Genomic DNA, 19,327 nt, shown 5'->3' with positions numbered 1-19,327 from the left:
TAACACGTTATAAAGGCGTTATGAAATTTTATTTGTTAAACGGTACAAATGCAATGTCAAATAAACAGCTTCTGCCTCATGAACAGGTTTCTTGAGCGATTGCTGCAAGATCTTGATCATCTTCCAAGCAGTATTGTAACATAGCGGATATTCGGTTTTCAACAACAACATTAATTTTTCCGGTTCTTGAATGGGTTCGTCCCGTTTGATCCTGTCAATCGTAAACCGCAGATGGCGGATCAAACGCAAGTAGTTTACGCTTTCTCTGTTCACCTTCATCTGAAACGAGTCTTCAATGACCTGGACGAGCCGGGAGATCAGCTGTGAGTGTTGATTGACTTCAGACAGCGGCCGATTCGTCATCGCGCTGTGAATATGAAGCGCGATAAAACCGATTTCACCTTCAGGAAGCTCGACGCCCAGTTGTTCGTTGATCATCTTGATGGCTTCATTGGCCACTTCGTATTCCTTCGGATAAAGCGATTCCGTCTCAAGCAGGAACGGATTTTTCATATCAAATCCCTGTTCAAGGCGCTTGACGGCAAACGCGATATGATCTGTGAGAGCGACATGGATATGCTCGTTCAGCGGCTGGCCGATTTTCTGCGCGATATGGTAGATGACGTCACTTGCGATATCAACCATTTTTTCATCGACATATGTGAGGAGCTTTTTATACTGGGATTGTTCTTTATCATTTTCCAAGACAAACATCTTTTCATAGTTCTCATGTTCGATAAGATCTCCGCGCTTTTTGCCAAATCCGATCCCTTTTCCAATCAGGACCGCCTCTCTGTAATCCTCGTGGAGTGCGATTAAAACGTTGTTGTTGAGTACCTTTTCAACGGTAAAGGATCTTTTCACGATCCTCAGCTCCTTTTTGTCATCAATCTCTCATATCGTACAAAACTCACGAAAGGGCGTCAATTTATTTTGACGTTTTTGAAAGAAAAATGTCGAAAATGATTGTCTATTTTTTATACTGTCGATCTTTCGATCAGTTTGTAGGAGATAACCTGCTTTTCAGGACCTGCTCCGCTGATTCTTTTTTGCAGGAGGCGGAAGGCGTGTCTGCCCATCTCTTTTATCTTGATTTCGATCGTTGAAATACCGAGTACTTGGCTGATCGGCTGATTATCACAGCTTAATATCGCGAGCTTTCCGGGAACATCAACACTGTGATGCCAAGCTTCAAGATAGAGGCCTGCCGACACCTGGTCATTGGCGACAAACACCGCCGTCGGTTTCTCCTTCATCCCTCTCCACCTCGAAAACAGTTTCTGCCCATCGGTGATCGTCAAGGACCGTTCAAACACCCACTCATCGCGATAGGCTTCCCCGATGGATGAGAGCGCTTCTTGATAAGCCGTCAGACGGAAGTGGCTGTTGACCCCATTTTTCCTTGCCAAGCCGATCGCAATTTTTCTGTGCCCTTTTTCAATCAGAAAATCCAAACCGCGGCGGAACGCTTCCTGATGGGGGATGCTGACCGTTGAAAAATGCTCTTCCTTTGAATCCTGGCAAAGGATGAAAGGCCCTGTCTCGCGCCAGTTCAAGAGCTCCTCATCAGACATTGCTTTTGAGCAAAAAATCAAGCCGTCCACCTGCCGCTGCTTCAGCTGCTCCAATGCAAAAATTTCTTTTTCCACTTGGTAATTTGTCTGGTACAACGCAAAGTGGACCCCGGCTTGGGCCGCCTCTTCGGCAATTCCTTCAATTAATTCGCTGAAATACGGCAGGCTGATCGTCGGCAAGACAACCCCGATCATATTGGAAAAGCCTTTCGACAAGTGAACGGCGTGCATATTCCGCGCATATTCAAGCCGCTCAATCGTCTCAAGAACTTTTTTCCGCTTCTCTTCCTTAACATAGGGATGGCCGTTGAGAACCCTTGAAACAGTCGTGATTGACACACCCGCCGCTTTAGCTATTTCTCTGATATTCGCCATTGGTTTCCCTTCTTTCATTTCACTCTTGATATGGAAAGCGTTTCATACTTTAGAATGAAAACAACATCGGTTCTGATCACGTTTTCATTTTCGAAAGGAGAAGAAAAATGGGTATCTTGATTCTGTTCCTCTTATGTATCGTTATCATATTGTCTTCAAAAGCGGCGATGGCACCGCTCAAAGAAAAGCATAAGGTCAAACCATTCCGCAGTTTTGACGATTTTTTCATTTCAAAGGACTGACATCATCGGCGGAACAGGCATCGATTTAAAGGAAAAGAGCCTGCAGGCTTTTTTCCTGCTGCCACCCGCCACATTCCTAACACCGTCGGCCTTCATCAACATATGTTTGATTCAAATTTTAAAGCCTTGCGATCCGTCCCAAATACCTCAAAGCCCTAATAAAGCGGACAGTTTTTTAGCTGATCGATTCGTTGACCCAACGGTTAAGTACACATTTTCAATTCCGTCTATGCTTTTCGCCTTTTCGACCGATTCAGTCAACAATGCCTTTCCAAGGCTATATCCGCGCTTTTCTTGTATCACATCATCGCCGCTATCGTTGCTCTATGCCTCAATTTCATCTTTGTTTCTTTGACTAATGTGACAACCCCCGCAAGCCTCGATATTGTTCCGCAGATTGATGCTTCTCTTCTTGATCACTTGGTGCAAATGCTTCCGGTTTTTTTGCAGCGCTTCAAGCCTTAGATCAGCGTCCTGAGCATTAAATTGTCTGATTTCCAACGTTTTCTCCTCGCTATGTTTTTTACACCTCTTGACCTGTTTGCTGAAAAAGAGCAGGTGATGCTCCTTTGATCACCTGCTGAACAAACCACATTGAATTTACTAAACCTTAAAAAATCACGGTCAGCTGTTTCGGATAACATGTCAAAGCTTCCGCGCCGTCCTCAGTGACAAGGACATCGTCTTCAATTCGAACGCCGCCGATTTCCGGGATATAGATGCCGGGCTCAATCGTATAAACCATTCCTTTTTTCAATCGTTCATCATTGTTATGGCTCATGGACGGGTATTCGTGCGCGGAAATTCCCAGCCCGTGGCCGAGGCGGTGCGGGAAGTATTCCCCATAGCCTGCTTGTTCGATCATGCCCCGCGCTTTTAAATCAAGATCGCCGATCCTCACACCCGGTTTGCTCATTTCCAGAGCCGCCGTTTCCGCCTGGAGAACCGTGTCATATATTTCTTTCTGGCGGCTGCTTGCCTCTTTATAGACGAGCGTCCGCGTAATGTCAGAGCAGTACCCGTCCGTGATCACACCGAGATCGAAGAGGACGAAATCGCCTGCTTTCAGCGTCCTGGTTCCAGGATTTCCGTGCGGCTGCCCCGATTTTTCGCCAAACAGGACCATCGTTGAAAAAGACATGCCTTGAATCCCTTTTTTCTTCAGTTCGTATTCAATCGTGGCGACAACCTCGATTTCTGAAATGCCTTCCTGCAAAGCAGCAGCGCCCGCTTCCACTCCGTAGTCGGCAAGCTTTGCCGCTTCGCGGAGAATGCGGATTTCATGTTCATCCTTTACAACCCGAAGCTCGTTCAGCTTCTGTTCTGCAGAAACGAGCTCTGCTCCATTTGTAACAGCCTTCAGCATTTCAGCGCGGGAAAGGGAGAGCGTTTCTTTTTCAACCGCTACTTTGGATAGCTTGAGATTTCTTTTTTTGAGGGCTTCCGCGATCAGATCCCAAGGATTTTCATGGTCCTCATAACCGATGATGTCGTGCGGCCAGCCCGCCGCTTTGGCCTGATTTTTCTCCATCAGCGGGCAGACAAAAAACGGCTCCCCTGTTTGAAATGCGAAAACACCCATCAGCCGTTCGTGAGGCTCTGTGTAAAAGCGAGTCAAATAAAAAACATTTTCTTTTGAATGAATAAAAGCTGACGAAATATCATTTTCCTGCAGCCAGGCAGAAATTTGTTCAATTCTTTCCACGTTAAGTCCACTCCTAATCACAGTTTCCGTTCATATCCTATGTAAAGCACCAACTATATTGTATCAGTTTTTCCCGGCTTCTGCTAAAGCTCAAAGCGAAATCGGTTGAAGATCAAAACAAAACGGCTGCCTTTTCAGCATGACAGCCGTTTTGCCTGCTTACGATTTTAGGAGGCGGAGTCCGTTTAAGATGACGAGCAGTGTGCTGCCTTCATGCCCGATAACGCCGAGCGGCAAGTCGAGAATTTGCAGGAAGTTGCTGCAAATCAACAAACAGATCACAGCCAATGAAAAAATGACATTTTGTTTGATGATCCTGTTCATTTTCCTGGAGAGGCGAATCATGTTCGTCAAACCTGTCAAATCGTTTTTCATGAGCACGACATCAGCCGTTTCCAAGGCCACGTCTGTTCCTTCTCCCATTGCCACACCGACATCGGCGGCGGCAAGAGCCGGCGCATCATTGATCCCGTCCCCCACCATGACAACCGTTCCATACGTATGTTTAAGCTTTTGCGCTTCTTCCACTTTGCTGTCAGGCAGGCATTCAGAAACGACGAATTTGAGTCCGGCTTCCCGGGCGATCGCCGCTGCCGTTTCCGGCTGATCACCGGTCAGCATCGCGGTCTGAATACCGAGCGCGTTCAGATCGCCGATTACCGCTTTCGCTTCCGGCCTGATTTGATCCTTTAATGCAAAGCAGCCGGCCAAGCGGTCTCCTTTTTTCAAATAAACAATCGTTTTCCCCTGTTCAGCAAGCTTTTGAACCGAATCTCCAAGGCATTGGTCAGCTTCTTTGTCACCGGCAAATCCCGCTTTACCAATCAGCCATGTCTCCCCGCGGTATTGGGCCCTGACGCCAAAACCTGACGTCTCTTCTATCGATACATGTTCCGCCGCGCGAATTCCTTTAGCTTCGGCATATGCGACAATCGCTTTGGCTAGCGGATGATCCGACTGTTTTTCAATAGCAGCTGCCGCTTCGAGACACTCGCTTTCATCCATGCCTTCAACTAAAAGCATGTCTTCTACAGCGGGCTTCCCCTTTGTGATCGTTCCCGTTTTATCAAAGGCGACGATTTTGCTGTTGCCGAGCTTTTCAAGGAAAACGCCGCCTTTGACTAGCAGTCCGTTCCTTGCTCCATTTGATATCAGTGATAAAGCAGCCGGCATGATTGAAGCGACAAGAGCGCAAGGAGAAGCAACCACCATAAACACCATCGCCCTGTAAAACGTCTCGCTCCAGCCCCACCCCAGCACATAATGAGGTAGAAAAAGGAGAAGGCCGACAGCCAGCAAGACGCCTTTCACATACAGGTTTTCAAAACGGTCAATAAACGCTTGGGAAGGGGAAACACTGTTTTGCGCAGATTCAACCAGCTTGATGATTTTTTTGAAAAGCGAATCTTCATTCGCCTTGGAAACGCGAACAGTCAACGATCCGCTCAAATTAACCGTTCCGGCAAATACGGCGTCACCGGAGATTTTTTCCACGGGTATTGATTCACCGGTGAGAGCAGACTCATCAATGCTTGTTTTCCCTGATTCAATTTCACCGTCGGCGGCGATTCGTTCCCCCGGCTTGACCATGATCAAGTCGCCGGAGGCAAGCTCAGCCGCCGCCACTTTTCGGGCGCCCCCTTCTCCCAGCAAAACAGCTTCCTCAGGCTCCAATTTCATTAAAGACGTCAAGTCCCGTTTGCTTTTATTTAACGTATAAGTTTCAAGAGCGCCGCTCAACGAAAAGATAAAAATCAAAATGGCGCCTTCAGCCCAGTAGCCGATGATCGCCGATCCGATCGCAGCAAAGATCATCAGAAGCTCGACATTCAGCGTCTTCTCCAGAAGCGTTTCTTGAATTCCCTCTTTTGCTTTGGCAAAGCCCCCGATACAAAAAGCTGCCAAAAACAAGCTGACGGACAATGTCTCATTACCGGACGACAGCCAGCCGGCTATGATCAGCACGCCTGCCAACAGCGCAGCGGCCAGTTCGCCATGCTGTCTCCAATTGTCTAAATGTAACATATGATATTTTGGCTGTGATTGATTGCGGATATCTAATTGCATCTTCAAATCCCCCTAATTGAGAATGTAATTCATCGTCAATTTCCTTTTAAAACAGAAATTGCTGCCATACGGCAGCAAGATCATCAGTGTTTTTCGCTTATATAAAAGATTTTTCGGTCTTCTTAGGTTCATTATAGCACGACAGCACCACTTTTCAAGTAATAATTATTATAATTTTCTTTTGATATTAATTATCATTTACATTCATCCATAAAAAAAGCTGAAAAATTCGATTTCAGCTTTTTTTCCTTGCCCATTCCTTCATTTGTTCAACCGTAATCGGCCCGACGATCGATTTTTCCAGCTCTCCTTTTTCATTGATGAAAAACGTCGATGGAATCGTCATCACATTGTAGGCTTTCATCATCTCGCCTTTCGCGTCAAATATAATCGGAAATGAAAGCTTATTCGCTTTGATAAATCGCTTGACCGTCTGCTCGTTTTTTTCTGCATTCAGCAAATTAACGGTGATCAATTTCACATCAGGCTGTTTTTCTTCATAATAGGACTGAAAACGGGGAAGCTCCTCCCGGCACGGAGGGCACCAGGTCGTCCAAAAATGAATGATCGTCTTCTGGCCTTCAGAAGGGATGATCACACGCTGGCCTTCCATCGTTTTCATATGCATCACCGCAGGTGCAGCGTTTTGCGCGTAAGCAGTCGGCGGCAACAGACCTGTCCAGAGCAAAAAAATCAATGACATGCAAAAGGCGGCTATTCTTTTCATTTTATCCCCCCTTCTTTTTGATTTTAGCTTCCCCGAAAGAGCGGAAACTATGAAGGGGATCAGCGGCTTTCAATTCTCGGCGATCCCGTTTTCGTCGTTAATAACAAGGTGACACCGAGCTCTTTGCATATCGTCACATAATGCAGAGATGTCAGCAAAATCATGCCTGTGTTCATCGCCAGAATGATGCCCGTCATCTGCAAACTCTCCATTGAACCGAGCATATACATCATCAAAAACGATATTGCACTGGCCCAAACATTATGATAAAAAGCATCCTTGACAAGCCCCATCCCGATTAAACAGGCCTGAAAAGGCATGACGAAAAAATGAAACAAAAAATACGGCCAAAGCAATTTCAGATAGAAGGCGGCATTTGCCGTATCAAAAAACAGGCGGGTCAAAGGCTCTGCAAAATGATACATCACCAGCACCGCCGGGATCCCGTAAAGGAGCGTGATGAAGATCGACTGTTTGATCCGTTTGATGACACGGTCAATTTGTCCATAGGCATAGCTTTCAGAAATGCTCGGGATCATGACAACCATAAGCGAATGGGCGATAAAAGCGGGGAAAAATCCGATCGTCATGGCAACCCCTGACAGCACACCGAACTGCTCAATCGCCGCTGTTCTCGAAACGCCGGCGGCGAGCAGCGTCCCTTTGACCAAAAAAGGTTCGACGGCATTTGTAACAGCATGAAAAACACGCAGCCCTGTCGTCGGAATCGAAACGGTAAGCAGCCGTTTTAACACATCATTCCGACGCAAATGGACATGCTGTCCTTTAGCGGCAGCCCGTCTCACCAAAATAAACTGGGAATATAAATACACAAAGACAACGACTTCACTGGCGAACAGAACAAACAGCGAGATCAATACCGATGTATCCAGATCAAAGGAATACCACTGAAAAAATAAAAACAAGCCGATCAGCTGCAAGATTTTTTTCAATGCATTTGCCGTTGCGATTTTCCCCATTTGCTGGACACCCATGAAATATCCCCGGGCAACAGATGTAAATGCAACCGTCGGGATCATACCGATGACGATGCCCCTGATTAACGGGTGATACGAATCGAATATCGGAATAAAGGGCAAAATGATAACCGCAGCCGCCGTAGAAAAGACCGTGCAGACCGCGGTCAGCCTCAAGGCATGTTTCAGCATGCTTTCATGCAGCTTTTGATTGGACTCCGCAATAAACTTTGATATTGAAACTGGCAGCTCGAGGCTTGCGATGACGACGACCAAAAATATCGAAGGCAGCACACTCATATAGAGCCCCATGCCATGCTCGCCAAGCTCCCGTGCAAGAATCATATTGATGACAAACTCAAGACATTCTGCAAAAAAAGCTGCTAGCGAAAGAAGAACGATTCCTTTTACAAAACGGTTCATGAGGTCTCTCCTTGTCTTAGGCTGGTTATATCCCATTCATATGAGACAAGTCTAAAAATTATTTCTTTTCATTCGCTGAAAAAGGTGATAGTGTTAAAGATAGAGTATGGAGAAATAAAAAAGCCAAGGCTTGGGGAAGCCTTGACTCAGATTAAACTGCAAAGACATGATTGCCGATGCGTTCGATGACTTTTCTCGTTTTAATCCAGTCATCCGTAGCGGACTCGGGATTATAAAAATATAACGCGTCTGTTTCTTTTTTATGTTCATCAACCGCCTCTTCGACAGCTTTAATTGATTGGCGGTCCGGTTTTTTCCTGATGCTTCCATTAAGAACAGGCTCAAATGCGTTTTTTTGGTAGATGACACTTTTGACGCTGTCGGGAAATCTGTCGTCTTCGACACGGTTCAGGACGACATTGGCCACCGCCACTTTCCCTTCAAACGGTTCGCCTTTCGCTTCTGCATGAACGAGTCTTGACAGCAGCCTTTTCTCTGCACCCGTCAATTCCGGTGCTTCCTCTTCTTCTATATCCTCAGCGTCAGGCTGCGGCATGATTTCGATGAAGCTTTTTTCATCTGTCAAATGAGTGAAAGACGAGTACTCTTCTGGACTCAAGCTTTCCAACACCCGCTCCTTCGCCTGTTTTTCTTTTTTCGAAAACGGCAGGGCGGCCTGAGCATGCTCGATTTTTGCCGCAGGCAGCATGCAGATGATAAAAGCAGCTAACGCAGCTAACTTTGCTTTCATTTCAATCCTCCTTGCCATATCCTCTTCGACAAACATATGTCTTACAGTAACAAGACAAAACATCGATTTCATTGTTAAATTTTTACCATGCTTTCCATCAAACCGTTCCACTGGCATATAATTGTATAGAGCGCGCTGTTTTTTCCGGAAAAAGGCAAAAAACCCAGCAATACATGGATTGCACAGCAAATAAAAAAGCTTTCTCAAAAGTAATGAGAAAGCCTTTTTAGCTTCTGGGTTCTTCCTTATATTGAAAAACAATGTCTCCCCCGTGCTGGGCGATGCCCCGAAAATATTTAAAATCTTCCTGTTTTGTTAAGATGGCTCTAAAAGAAAGAAAATCATCTTTGTTCACGCGAACTTCGTGAATCCTCCCCGACCGCAGCTGTTCGATCAAGTCAATGGCATTTTCATCTGTCAACTGGCCTCTCTCCTTCTTTTCTGAAATCACCTTTAACTAATTAACTATACCACTAAGCAGCAGCATGTACAACAATAGTGCTGTTGCTTCCCATATCGCTTTACTTCTAAAAGAAAATATTGCAAAATACTTTCAATGGGTTAATTCACTTTAAAGGAGAGGAAGTCATTTGAAGATTGCAAAAGTCGGGAACGTCATCGAATTTAAAAACGGACTCACCGGAATCGTGGAAAAAGTAAACGAAAATTCGGTTATCGTCGATGTCACGATTATGGAAAATTACAGAGACTTGGAATTGGACTCCTTAACCGTCGTCAACCATAAAAACTATAAAATTATTAAAGACTCCTTTCATTGATCATCCATTCTTCAGCAGATTCCACGCAGGTTTAAAAAATTCCACAAAGTTCTTCCATAAGGAAAAACCGCCCGAACATCCGGCGGTTTTTTCCCTGCTTCTCCTACATTGTGCCGCGTTTCACATCAGCGCGAAGAAGTTTGATATTGCTCAGAATGTCTTTTGCAGCATCACACAGTGCCGTAATGGTTTTCGCTTTTTGATTTGACAGCTGAAAAACAATGTCTTGAAAAAGCAGCTCCGTTTCTTCCAGAATCGAGACGGCGGCCGTATTGTAAAGGTTGATGTTGTGGAAGTGAACCTGTTCAAACACCGCATTGTCAATGTACGGTTTGAACTTATGTATAAAAACAGGCAGGAAGGAAATTAAATTGCCGACCGCTTTACGGACTCCTTCTATCGTCCCCGCCATTTCATCCAGCGGCTTCACCACATGGTCAATCGCACTTTTTATTTTCTCATCCCAATCAGAAAACATCCCGACTAATTTCGCCGGAACGGCCAAGCCTAAAAATAGATTCGCCGTCCCCTTTACGGCAGCCGACGCAGCCTCCAGGGCAAATTCCACCGCCAGCAATGCATCAAATAGGATGTTTACAACAGGAACGAGGCTTGCGTTCAAAGAGCCCGCCATCGTCGCCGCTGAGCTATTCACATGGCGGTCTTTCAATTTCAGGCGATCTTTTAAATAGTCGGACTCCTCAAATTGAGATTGAACAGATGCCGGAATCGATGTCTTTTGCTGCATGGGCGCTTTTCGGTTTTTAATATCTTGCGCTGCGCCGCGGTCGCTCGTTTGAAAGCCTTCCCCCGCCGTCTGAACCTGGCGGATAAATGTCTTGACCTGTTTTTTCAAGCCCTTTTCATTCTTTCCGACAATGACAAAATGACTGTAGATTTCATCCGCAACAGCATCGGCAAATCCCATTGCAGGGTTGACGAATATATCGGATATCTCCTGTCTGATCATGTTTGTCAGCGCATTGGTCAGACTGTCAATATCATGCTTAAGACCGTTCAAATATCCCCTAATCTCACCTGTCATACTTTCCACACTGATATTTGTTTGAAAAACATATTCAAACAGTTCAGCCGGAGGCGAGTTCAATAGCACATTTAACGAACGGCACTTTTCTTCAGCCGTATCCAGCAATGCAATTAAACCGTCGATCAAATATTTTAAGAGATTGCCCGCTTGCGATATTCCGATAAATAACGGATTGCCAAAGGCGCTTTCAAACATGTCGGTAAACGTTTCACGAAGATCGGCTAAACGTTTTGGTTTCAGCTTTTTTTCGTGTTCGACGATATCATTGGAATGATCCAGGTACTCTGAAACATATCCCAACCGCCTAAGCACATCGCTTTCCAATGCAGCTGCCAGCAGGTCAAGATTTTCTTTATTGATCTCAATCTTGTTGGAACCGATGTTTCCGTATAGAGGCTCCCCCGTCCAAATGCTTGTCACGATATGATCGCCAGCAGAAACATAAATTCGGCCGTGACCCGGTTCTCCTTTTTCACCGATTTCGACCGATTGGCCTTCCTCTGTATTTTCCCCCATTCTATAGCCCATGTGGTTGGACATAAAGGCGGAAACGAGCGGAACGCCATTATCAATTTCGATCACTTTTCCCGGAATCCGGTCCCCTAGCAGCACGCCTTCTTCCGCCAATGTCAGCGGATCATACTTACTGAAATAGTTTGTGATATTGGGATAGTCTTGGTCCCGGTCCACTTCCCCTTCCGGCAGGATCGACGGATTAATCGTCACAGCCTTCACATCGGGATGCTCCACCGCCACCGCATTCGCCAATCCCCCGCCAAGCGAGTTTCCGCAGACTGAGTTTAGTTTATCACCGTATTTGGCTTTCATCTTGTCGTAGTAGTCGCGGGCAGCTTTGACTTGTTCCGGTGTTACATCACCGGCCATCTGCGCGTCGGTGAGAATGTCCTGTATGCCGTTTGTTTTTCCCGCGTCCGTTCCTTGGTAGACGACTGTGTATTCGCCTGTTTCTATGTTTTTGACCGTTATCACATCAAGGCCGGTTGGGTCTTCATATATTTTATTTACCACTAAATACTTATAGCCATTGACCTTAAATGTATCTGTTTCATGCGGATTTTTATAGGAATGAAATCCTGCGATTTCTACTAAATTTTTATCTTCACTGAGTGTTTTATTATTTTTTTCTTCATTAGCCATTATGAAATAGTGCTCCTAATCTTTCATAATATAAGTCGGGTCGGACCTTTCAAGAGTATTTTCCTGTGAATTCGAACCCGCTTTTTTGTTAATCGTATTGTCATGTAAAAAGACACTGTATTGCCCTGGTGCGAGCCCCTCCATATTTTCCATGTCTTTTACAATTTGATCGAAAATAGATTTGTCTGGTTCTGTATTAGGTTTTTCCATGAATAAATGTATAGTGACATAAAACGATTCCGGGTCTGTCTTAGAATGCTTGATCTCGCGTTTCCATTCTTCTTTACTTTTATTTGGATTTTTTAAATATTTCAAATAAACCTTATCTAAACTATCATCAAAAGTTGTTATATAATAATAAATCGTATGAAACCCTGATGCCATTACATTATTAACGGCTTCTTGCCTCATGCCGACAACAGGCTCTTGCTTCGCAGTCTTCGCCAGATAATCATCAAGCTTCCCTAGTTCTTGATCAAAAACCATTGCATAAATACCACTATTAATTGCACTTTCAACTTGACCTTCCTGTGACCATACTTTATCCGTCAATACCTCCTCAGCCTTTACATCAATCGGAACAACCGCATATGTATGAAAATGCGGCTCACCCTCTGATTCAACAAATACAGAAGCCGCATTAAGCGCTCCAACAATATGATGTACTTTCACTTTCGTCTTATATTTGTCCAGGAAAAATGTCTTGACGGCTTTTTCAATTTCCTCACGATGCGCTTCGGCGATTTTAGTCGTTTCTTCTCCACCGTCCAGTTCATAGCCTTGCCCTGTATAATCTTGTACACTGATTAAATTTTGGTTATACTCCGCTTGGCTGTTAGCCTCTGTTTTTCCACCGTTTTTGTCATGATTTCCTAGATCCAAGTTCATGCATCCTCCCAGAAGTATTGGGATACCAATACTGAGCGTTATGATTTTTTTGTATTTCATCATTCATCCTCCTCTGATGAGGTTTGTGTTTCTCAAAATCATCTTATACGTCCTTTGAAACCTCAATACCGAGGCCGGACGCTTCTCAATCCCGATCGAAGAAAATTTTCCCATTGATCAGGAATCGCTTTATTATAAATCAAGAGACATCCCATTTGAATCATTTGATGCGTATTTTAAGGTAGGGATAAAGTAAATGAGACATTAGAACTAACAGAACACCTCTTGATCGAAATAATCGAAGACTTCGGAATTAGGTATATATATTCATTTTTTGTTTAACACCTGTACATTCAGAAGTCTAAATGACATGGATCAAGATGAGGAATTACAGAATAAGAACAGCCCGTTTATTCGAATCGGACTGTTCTTTGGTTTTTCTGCCTGATCAAACCTTCTATGGTTGTTCACTTGATCAGGACGGTGTCTCAGGAGATGCCTTGTGGTAAGACCATATAAAAAAGACCCGACTCAGCCTGAGCGGGCGATGTTTCCCTTTTTTAAATTACCAGTCCGGCTCCTCATGTTCAAAACCATAAAATCCTTTGATGATCACGTCCCCGCACCCGGACACTTTAGTGATCTCTAAATAATGATTTCTGTACGGTGTTCCCGCTACTTTGTCGGCAGCACTTAAGTTGAGTTGATTGCCAGTGAATTCTTTCTCGCTTAACGTATACTGATTCCCGCTTAATGAAATTCTCTGTAACTTGAAGTTGAGCGTGCATCCTTCCGCATTGAATATCGTAAATTTGTAATAAAGCCAGGTTGGGTAATAATTTGGATTCGTATCATCAGACATAAAAAAGCCTTTGTTTTCCTCTGTCATTGTAAAGCTCTCTTTTTTCTCGTCTTTTGTGATCTTTGCCAGTGCCTGTTGTACGTTCAAAGTTAACGCTAATAAAAGTGTCAGCACAGTGCAAGCCAATAATTTTTTCATCAGCACCCCTCCCGATTTTACCATATTATAACCCAGATTGAATAAAAAGGAAATTAAGTTTTGATTCTTGTCGCTATGATTTCACAATCAATTATTGGATCAAAAGATTGCCGGAAGTGTGCAACTCTATGTTTGAACAAGAAATTTCCAATCGATCGGCGCAAATAAATGGTCTAAAAAAGAGATTTTAGGACATTTATGTGACTCGGCCGTCAATAATATTGAAAGGTCTATCAAAATTCAATATGAAAAATCGGTATATGTTATTCAAATGTATCATCAAGACCAAGGGTCATGGTTCAGAATGATATACCACTCGATGAATCGTAAGTCTTTTCCAATCGCTCAACAAGCAAATTGTTCATATCATCAAAACGATTTCTGACGAAAAGCTGTCAACCCTTTGTGACATAGGGAATAATCAGCATAAAACATTACATCATATTTACAAACAAATCTTAAGGAATCAGGTAAAGAACATGACAAAGGTTGAGAATCGCGCAAAATACAGCCGAGGCTGCTGGTAAGCCGAAGGAAAAGCTCAAAATCGATGAAGGATGAACCGAAAAGTCCATTGAGGAAAATGAAAGTGTCTTGATAAGCCTTTAACTACATTAAAAAGCATTCCCCTGTAATGAGGAATGCTTTTTTATCTTGTTTAAAATCAATAACAAAATAACCTATTTCAATATTTTTTTATTGTAAAACGATAAATGATGTGATAAATTCAATATTGACAAAAATAAGTGAGGTGCTTCATATGAAACAAGGATCAACACTCTTTTTAAAGATAGCTGTTATTCTTATTGGAATCCCGGTTCTTGCTTTGTGCATTTTTTTTGTGCCGGAAATAGCAAACTTTACAGCGGAATTGTATCCAGATATTTCTTATCTGAAATATCTCGTTTATATCGATTTGTATTTAGCGGCGGTCCCTTTTTACTTTGCTCTGTATCAAGCCTTTAAACTTTTAAGCTATATTGACCAGAATAAAGCTTTCTCGGAATTATCCGTCAGGGCTTTAAAGAATATAAAATCCTGTGCAATCACCATCAGTATTTTATTTGCGGCAGGCATGCCACTCTTCTATCTCATCGCGGAGAGGGACGATGCTCCAGGTATCATACTAATCGGATTGGTCCTTATTTTTGCTTCAATGGTTATCGCAGTCTTTGCCGCTGTTCTCCAAAGGCTATTGCAAGAAGCGATCGATATAAAATCAGAAAATGATTTAACAGTCTGAGGTGAAAACAATGGCAATTATAATCAATATCGATGTGATGCTGGCTAAAAGGAAAATGAGCGTCACGGAACTTTCTGAGAGGGTCGGAATCACGATGGCGAACCTTTCAATATTGAAAAATGGAAAGGCAAAAGCGATTCGATTGTCAACTTTAGAGGCGATTTGTAAAGCTTTAGAATGTCAACCCGGAGATATTTTGGAATATTTAAGCGAGGAAGACACCCAGGATGAATAAGAATGAGAAAGTTATTTAGCGATGATCCTACGCATATGACCGTAAGGCTATTGACAACTATTCTGAGGCCTTTTTCAGAAAAAAACTTTGGAGGCACAAATCATGAGAGCACTAAAACAGCTCGTTCTTTTTGGTTGGGAACAGGCCCTATCATGTTTGTTTCCTGTCGTTATTTTTGCCTCTTTGGCGATGACCAAAATTATCCCTCTTCCCTTCCTGCCGCGGTATGACTGGCTGCTCATCATCTGCCTTCTCATGCAGTGGCAGATGGTGCGTTCCGGTCTTGAAACACGGGATGAATTAAAAGTGATCACATTGTTCCATCTTATTGGCCTTAATCTTGAACTTTTCAAGGTACATATGGGCTCCTGGTCTTATCCCGAGGAAGGATTCTCCAAATTTTTCGGAGTGCCTTTGTATAGCGGCTTCATGTACGCAAGTGTTGCCAGTTATCTTTGCCAGGCCTGGAGGCGCCTTAAGGTTGAGCTGATTAAGTGGCCGCCGTTTTTGGCAGTTGTCCCTCTTGCCGCTGCGATTTACTTGAATTTTTTCACCCACCATTTTTGGATTGACATCCGCTTTTGGTTATCCGGACTTGTCATGATCGTCTTTTGGCAGTCATGGGTCACATACGAGGTGAATGGAACTCGTTACCGTATGCCGCTCGCCCTTTCCTTTGTGCTCATCGGATTTTTCATATGGGTAGCCGAAAATATCGCAACGTTTTTTGGGGCTTGGGAATATCCAAACCAAACCGAAGCATGGAGTCTCGTTCATCTAGGAAAGGTGAGTTCATGGCTCTTATTGGTGATTGTCAGCTTTCTTATCGTTGCGACGTTAAAACAGGTGAAGGGGAAAAACTCCACCAAGATAGATACTAGTCCAATCTTATAACTGTTAATAACCTTATTTCAAAAAAATCGGCCTACTCCGTTTCATAAATGGCGTTGACTTGATTGGTCTAATGTGTCGCATTTGTATAGCGGAGGTTAAGAACGAATACGAAACAATAGAATGCGAAAACAGGATTAAATCAGGTGTTTTATGATGGTACCCATTTGTGTATAATTAGAAGAATATTCTGGTATTTATTATTTCTGCGGGGTGGGATAGTGATGGAAAAACACGAATATGAGTGGGTCAAACAAACGAGACAGATTTTGCTAGACCAGTGTAAAGAATTGAAGGAAAATGATTTCACAAAAGAGTTGGGATTTGGTTTTCAAAGTATAAGAGATTCTTTAGTTCATGTGGCGGGTTGTTATCATGCTTGGCTGGGTTCCTTTGTGCTTTCAAAAACAGCTACACCACTATTAACAAAGGAAGCAATCAATGATATGCAGATAGAGGATATTCAACGTTATTTTCAACAGGCGAATATATATGTAGACACTGTATTTGAAGAATTCACTGATAAATTTGATGAAATGATCGAAAAAGAGCCTTCTTGGAAAGCAGGCAGCGGGGTTGTAAGAAAAACGCCGCAGCAATTACTAATCCACTCTATCACACATGAATTTCATCATAAGGGGCAAATTGTAGCCATGCTGCGGTTGCTTGGCTATACTCCTAATAATACAGACATTTTAGGGCTGCCTGAAAAGTAATTTGCTGTACATAAATAAGAGATCATGAGTTATTAAACTAACGGGCAGACGGCTTTCCGGTTACGTCTAAGCCGCTGTATAAACGAAAGGAATTGCTGGCCGGCCTTAAAAAAAAGACGTGCAATTACGCACGTCTAGGTCACAAACTTAGCAATCTCCTTAACGGTTATCCGTTAATAGGTCACACTGCTGTCACTCTCTATCGATCACTCGTCCAATTTTCCGACCAATTCCGCCTGCATCGAACTTGAAATCTTAAATGTATTACATGATTTCTCGGAAGCGAAGTCATTCACAATAGACGACATCATTCTTTACAAGTCGGATATAGATATAGTTAGATCTAGGTTGAATGAAGTTATGAAAGAGAAAGGAATCCAAAGCCAGAAGGAATTGGCTGAGTTAGTTGGTACTACCGAGGCCACGAAAAGCAGATTGAAAACGAATACAGACATGAAATCACGACACTATTCATTATTAGCAAGGGGTAAAATGTGCCAATCGAAGAATTATTTCATGTCGAGGAAATAGAAGAGGGAAAATAAAAGTGGAGATGACTGGCGGAGAGTTTGTTGCCTTGAAGGTGGTCGCGCAAATATGGCGAATACTTGGATTGCCCGATCCAAGAGGTCGTACAGTTGAACGCGTAGAAGATAATGCTGAATAATTAATCTCAAATAAAAAAGCCCTTCTCATTATAGTTGGGCTTTTAGTGCTATTTTTTCTTAGCAAAACGGAATCGCGATATTTCTAAATTAAGATGCGAACCTTTCTGCGACTTTAAAAGAAGTGTTATCTGTTTGAACATATGTGGAACTAACCACACTTACTGTCCCCAATAATAAAACAGCGCAAATCAAAAATTTAGCTTTCATTTACATAACCACTCCTTTGAATTTGTCTTCTTGCGTCACATGCAATACGGTAAAAATCACAGGCATCACGAATCTTTTCTTCAGTTTGCAAAACTTGCGCAGTGATGATTCCGTAATCTTCCACATCTGCATACAAACCGTTTTCTTTGAAGAACTTAAAAGATTCCCTAACTAAATCCAGATCATTAATCAAGTAAAGCCCTTTTAACATTTCGAGCTTTGCAAGGTCATATGAATTACAAATTTTTCCGGCAGATTCTTTTCCTTCACAATAAAGGTCATGGGCTGTTACCAACTCAGATTGCTTTGCTCTAACATGTGCAAGGTTAAAAAAGGCTTTTGGTAAAAAACTATGATTAACCTCTCTATACACTTCAAGGGCTTTTTGGAGATGATCGGAAGCTTTTTCAAGTTCTTCAAGTTGATTGTAACATATTCCAAGATTCAAATGCGATGAGCCAATTAAATGAACAGAGTCCAAAATTACTGATTCAGTTAATGCTTGGTTTAAGCTTGGTAAAGCTTTTTCAGGAAGCATTTGATCTCGATGATTTCCAGCAAGAATGAATTGACATTGAACTCTGCGTTCTCCATAAGTATCGTACTTTTTATAAATGTTATAAGCGCGGCTCGCATAATTCATCGAAAAAAATGTCTGTTTCATATGGTAATACACTTCTGATACCTTGAAATAAAATTCAGCTTTCTCTAGCTCATCACACTCAAAAGAATCAAGTTGTTTTTCGGCATTCCTATAGAAATTCAACGCGAGTATCAGTTCTTTTTGCCTGAAATGATACATTCCTGCGAAGAATTGATAATAATATTCCAACATTCCCTCAAGGTTGTTTTGATCACGAATTTTTTTGAACTCCCCAAATCGTCTAGCTAAATTACCGCCGGAATCAGAATACATATAATCAAATTGAAGATTGTGTCGAAATAACAATAAGTTATAATAGACAACTACGTCTTGGTTCTGTTCCATTTGCTCTAATTCTCTTTTAACTTCTTTCCTGGTATCCTCCGCTTGGCCCGGCCAATTGTTTTTCAAAGCCGTATACCAAAAATTCATTTTCGTCGCAACCAGATCATAAGGAATGACATCCATAAGCCCTCTCCCTTTCTTCATTAAATTTTCAGAAAGTTAAAAGCGTCTCTTTATCTTAATAGTAATAATTCTACAAAATAACCCTGTTTTTCACAACCATATATTGTTAACACACCTATAAAACATCTAATATGTAAACAAATAGAGTAGGTTATGTTTTTAGTCCTGATCAATAAGATTCATTTTCATGGACTGCAAGGATTTACTCACCAATTCTTTTCCGTAAAATGGTGAACTCTATACTGAATAAATGTTACGCAGTATTATAGGAGAATACCATCAAGACCTTAGCTGTTCAGGCGTTGCATCATGCAATTGATCAAACGCTGGAACAATTGCAAAAACAATCGGAAGAGATCGTCAACCTTAAAAAAAGCGTCGAAGGCTTCACGTCCCTTGATGATGCTTTAAAATGAAAAGGCGGGGACGCGATTCGTTCCTTTTATGAGGTATCCCATACCCCTTTCCTACGGTTCTACGAAAACGGTTGGCGGCCAGGAAAAGCACTGAATAATTATGTATCAGGCGGACAAATTGGCGGG

General features: G+C 42.7%; 21 protein-coding genes and 1 pseudogene. 8 read left to right on the top strand and 14 right to left on the bottom strand.

From position 1 onward, the window contains the following. Positions 1-18 precede the first annotated feature (18 nt). On the bottom strand, positions 19-864 hold the full coding sequence (gene glcT / locus M654_RS09880) for a glucose PTS transporter transcription antiterminator GlcT (RefSeq protein WP_026586742.1): 846 nt from the start codon (positions 862-864) through the stop codon (positions 19-21). A gap of 113 nt (positions 865-977) precedes the next feature. After that, positions 978-1,949, bottom strand: coding sequence for a LacI family DNA-binding transcriptional regulator (locus M654_RS09875; protein WP_026586741.1), 972 nt, complete (start codon positions 1,947-1,949; stop codon positions 978-980). A gap of 107 nt (positions 1,950-2,056) precedes the next feature. Here M654_RS09875 and M654_RS24110 point away from each other — a divergent pair, with 107 nt between their 5' ends. Then, positions 2,057-2,191, top strand: a complete 135-nt coding sequence (locus tag M654_RS24110; RefSeq protein WP_256860431.1) for a hypothetical protein — start codon at positions 2,057-2,059, stop codon at positions 2,189-2,191. Between the two features lie 147 nt (positions 2,192-2,338). Here M654_RS24110 and M654_RS23885 read toward each other — a convergent pair whose 3' ends face one another. The 8 genes from M654_RS23885 to M654_RS09840 all read right to left on the bottom strand — a co-directional run bounded on the left by M654_RS23885 (position 2,339) and on the right by M654_RS09840 (position 9,262). Next, complete coding sequence (locus M654_RS23885; protein WP_236251228.1) at positions 2,339-2,494, bottom strand: GNAT family N-acetyltransferase; 156 nt, start codon at positions 2,492-2,494, stop codon at positions 2,339-2,341. A 21-nt stretch (positions 2,495-2,515) separates the two neighbouring features. Beyond that, entirely contained in the window at positions 2,516-2,692 is a 177-nt protein-coding gene (locus M654_RS23880; protein ID WP_236251227.1) for a hypothetical protein, read from the bottom strand. Between the two features lie 109 nt (positions 2,693-2,801). Next, positions 2,802-3,896, bottom strand: coding sequence for a M24 family metallopeptidase (locus M654_RS09865; RefSeq protein ID WP_026586740.1), 1,095 nt, complete (start codon positions 3,894-3,896; stop codon positions 2,802-2,804). Positions 3,897-4,055: 159 nt separating this feature from the next. Beyond that, positions 4,056-5,963, bottom strand: a complete 1,908-nt coding sequence (locus M654_RS09860; RefSeq protein WP_026586739.1) for a heavy metal translocating P-type ATPase — start codon at positions 5,961-5,963, stop codon at positions 4,056-4,058. A 235-nt stretch (positions 5,964-6,198) separates the two neighbouring features. After that, on the bottom strand, positions 6,199-6,690 hold the full coding sequence (gene stoA, locus M654_RS09855) for an endospore biogenesis thiol-disulfide oxidoreductase StoA (RefSeq protein WP_026586738.1): 492 nt from the start codon (positions 6,688-6,690) through the stop codon (positions 6,199-6,201). Positions 6,691-6,749: 59 nt separating this feature from the next. Next, positions 6,750-8,090: a polysaccharide biosynthesis protein gene (locus M654_RS09850; RefSeq protein WP_026586737.1), complete on the bottom strand. Its 1,341-nt coding sequence runs from the start codon at positions 8,088-8,090 to the stop codon at positions 6,750-6,752. Between the two features lie 151 nt (positions 8,091-8,241). Further along, positions 8,242-8,841, bottom strand: coding sequence for a cell wall hydrolase (locus tag M654_RS09845; protein ID WP_026586736.1), 600 nt, complete (start codon positions 8,839-8,841; stop codon positions 8,242-8,244). A 226-nt stretch (positions 8,842-9,067) separates the two neighbouring features. Further along, positions 9,068-9,262 (bottom strand): hypothetical protein, encoded by a 195-nt coding sequence (locus tag M654_RS09840; protein ID WP_026586735.1) that lies wholly within the window; start codon positions 9,260-9,262, stop codon positions 9,068-9,070. Positions 9,263-9,431: 169 nt separating this feature from the next. On the opposite strand from M654_RS09840, the gene M654_RS09835 reads away from it, so the two are divergent. After that, on the top strand, positions 9,432-9,620 hold the full coding sequence (locus M654_RS09835; RefSeq protein WP_026586734.1) for a YkvS family protein: 189 nt from the start codon (positions 9,432-9,434) through the stop codon (positions 9,618-9,620). Between the two features lie 103 nt (positions 9,621-9,723). Here the strand turns inward: M654_RS09835 and M654_RS09830 are convergent, their stop codons facing one another. The 3 genes from M654_RS09830 to M654_RS09820 all read right to left on the bottom strand — a co-directional run bounded on the left by M654_RS09830 (position 9,724) and on the right by M654_RS09820 (position 13,714). After that, on the bottom strand, positions 9,724-11,826 hold the full coding sequence (locus M654_RS09830) for an SA1320 family protein (RefSeq protein ID WP_026586733.1): 2,103 nt from the start codon (positions 11,824-11,826) through the stop codon (positions 9,724-9,726). Between the two features lie 15 nt (positions 11,827-11,841). Next, positions 11,842-12,774, bottom strand: a complete 933-nt coding sequence (locus M654_RS09825; RefSeq protein WP_026586732.1) for a DUF1672 family protein — start codon at positions 12,772-12,774, stop codon at positions 11,842-11,844. 505 nt (positions 12,775-13,279) lie between these two features. Next, positions 13,280-13,714 (bottom strand): hypothetical protein, encoded by a 435-nt coding sequence (locus M654_RS09820; protein ID WP_026586731.1) that lies wholly within the window; start codon positions 13,712-13,714, stop codon positions 13,280-13,282. A gap of 760 nt (positions 13,715-14,474) precedes the next feature. Between M654_RS09820 and M654_RS09810 the strand changes: the two genes are divergently transcribed. The 5 genes from M654_RS09810 to M654_RS09790 all read left to right on the top strand — a co-directional run bounded on the left by M654_RS09810 (position 14,475) and on the right by M654_RS09790 (position 17,330). After that, positions 14,475-14,957: a DUF2975 domain-containing protein gene (locus tag M654_RS09810; protein WP_026586730.1), complete on the top strand. Its 483-nt coding sequence runs from the start codon at positions 14,475-14,477 to the stop codon at positions 14,955-14,957. Positions 14,958-14,967: 10 nt separating this feature from the next. After that, positions 14,968-15,192: a helix-turn-helix domain-containing protein gene (locus M654_RS09805; RefSeq protein ID WP_026586729.1), complete on the top strand. Its 225-nt coding sequence runs from the start codon at positions 14,968-14,970 to the stop codon at positions 15,190-15,192. 102 nt (positions 15,193-15,294) lie between these two features. Beyond that, a complete protein-coding gene (locus tag M654_RS09800; protein WP_026586728.1) occupies positions 15,295-16,086 on the top strand; it encodes a DUF817 domain-containing protein in 792 nt (263 codons plus the stop codon). Positions 16,087-16,307: 221 nt separating this feature from the next. Beyond that, positions 16,308-16,799 (top strand): DinB family protein, encoded by a 492-nt coding sequence (locus M654_RS09795; RefSeq protein WP_026586727.1) that lies wholly within the window; start codon positions 16,308-16,310, stop codon positions 16,797-16,799. 360 nt (positions 16,800-17,159) lie between these two features. Further along, the gene (locus tag M654_RS09790; RefSeq protein ID WP_236251226.1) at positions 17,160-17,330 is read left to right on the top strand and encodes an XRE family transcriptional regulator; all 171 of its coding nucleotides are present in this window, start codon (positions 17,160-17,162) and stop codon (positions 17,328-17,330) included. Positions 17,331-17,663: 333 nt separating this feature from the next. On the opposite strand, the gene M654_RS09785 is transcribed toward M654_RS09790, so the two are convergent. Then, a complete protein-coding gene (locus M654_RS09785; protein ID WP_026586726.1) occupies positions 17,664-18,785 on the bottom strand; it encodes a Rap family tetratricopeptide repeat protein in 1,122 nt (373 codons plus the stop codon). Positions 18,786-19,063: 278 nt separating this feature from the next. Here M654_RS09785 and M654_RS09780 point away from each other — a divergent pair. Next, positions 19,064-19,267, top strand: a pseudogene (locus M654_RS09780) (T7SS effector LXG polymorphic toxin); the annotation flags it as partial. Positions 19,268-19,327: the final 60 nt, after the last annotated feature.

The organism is Bacillus sp. NSP9.1, from assembly GCF_000465465.2.
Taxonomy (GTDB): domain Bacteria; phylum Bacillota; class Bacilli; order Bacillales; family Bacillaceae; genus Bacillus; species Bacillus sonorensis_A.
The sequence above is the reverse complement of the archived record's forward strand: the minus strand, read 5'-3'. Positions and strand labels throughout refer to the sequence as shown.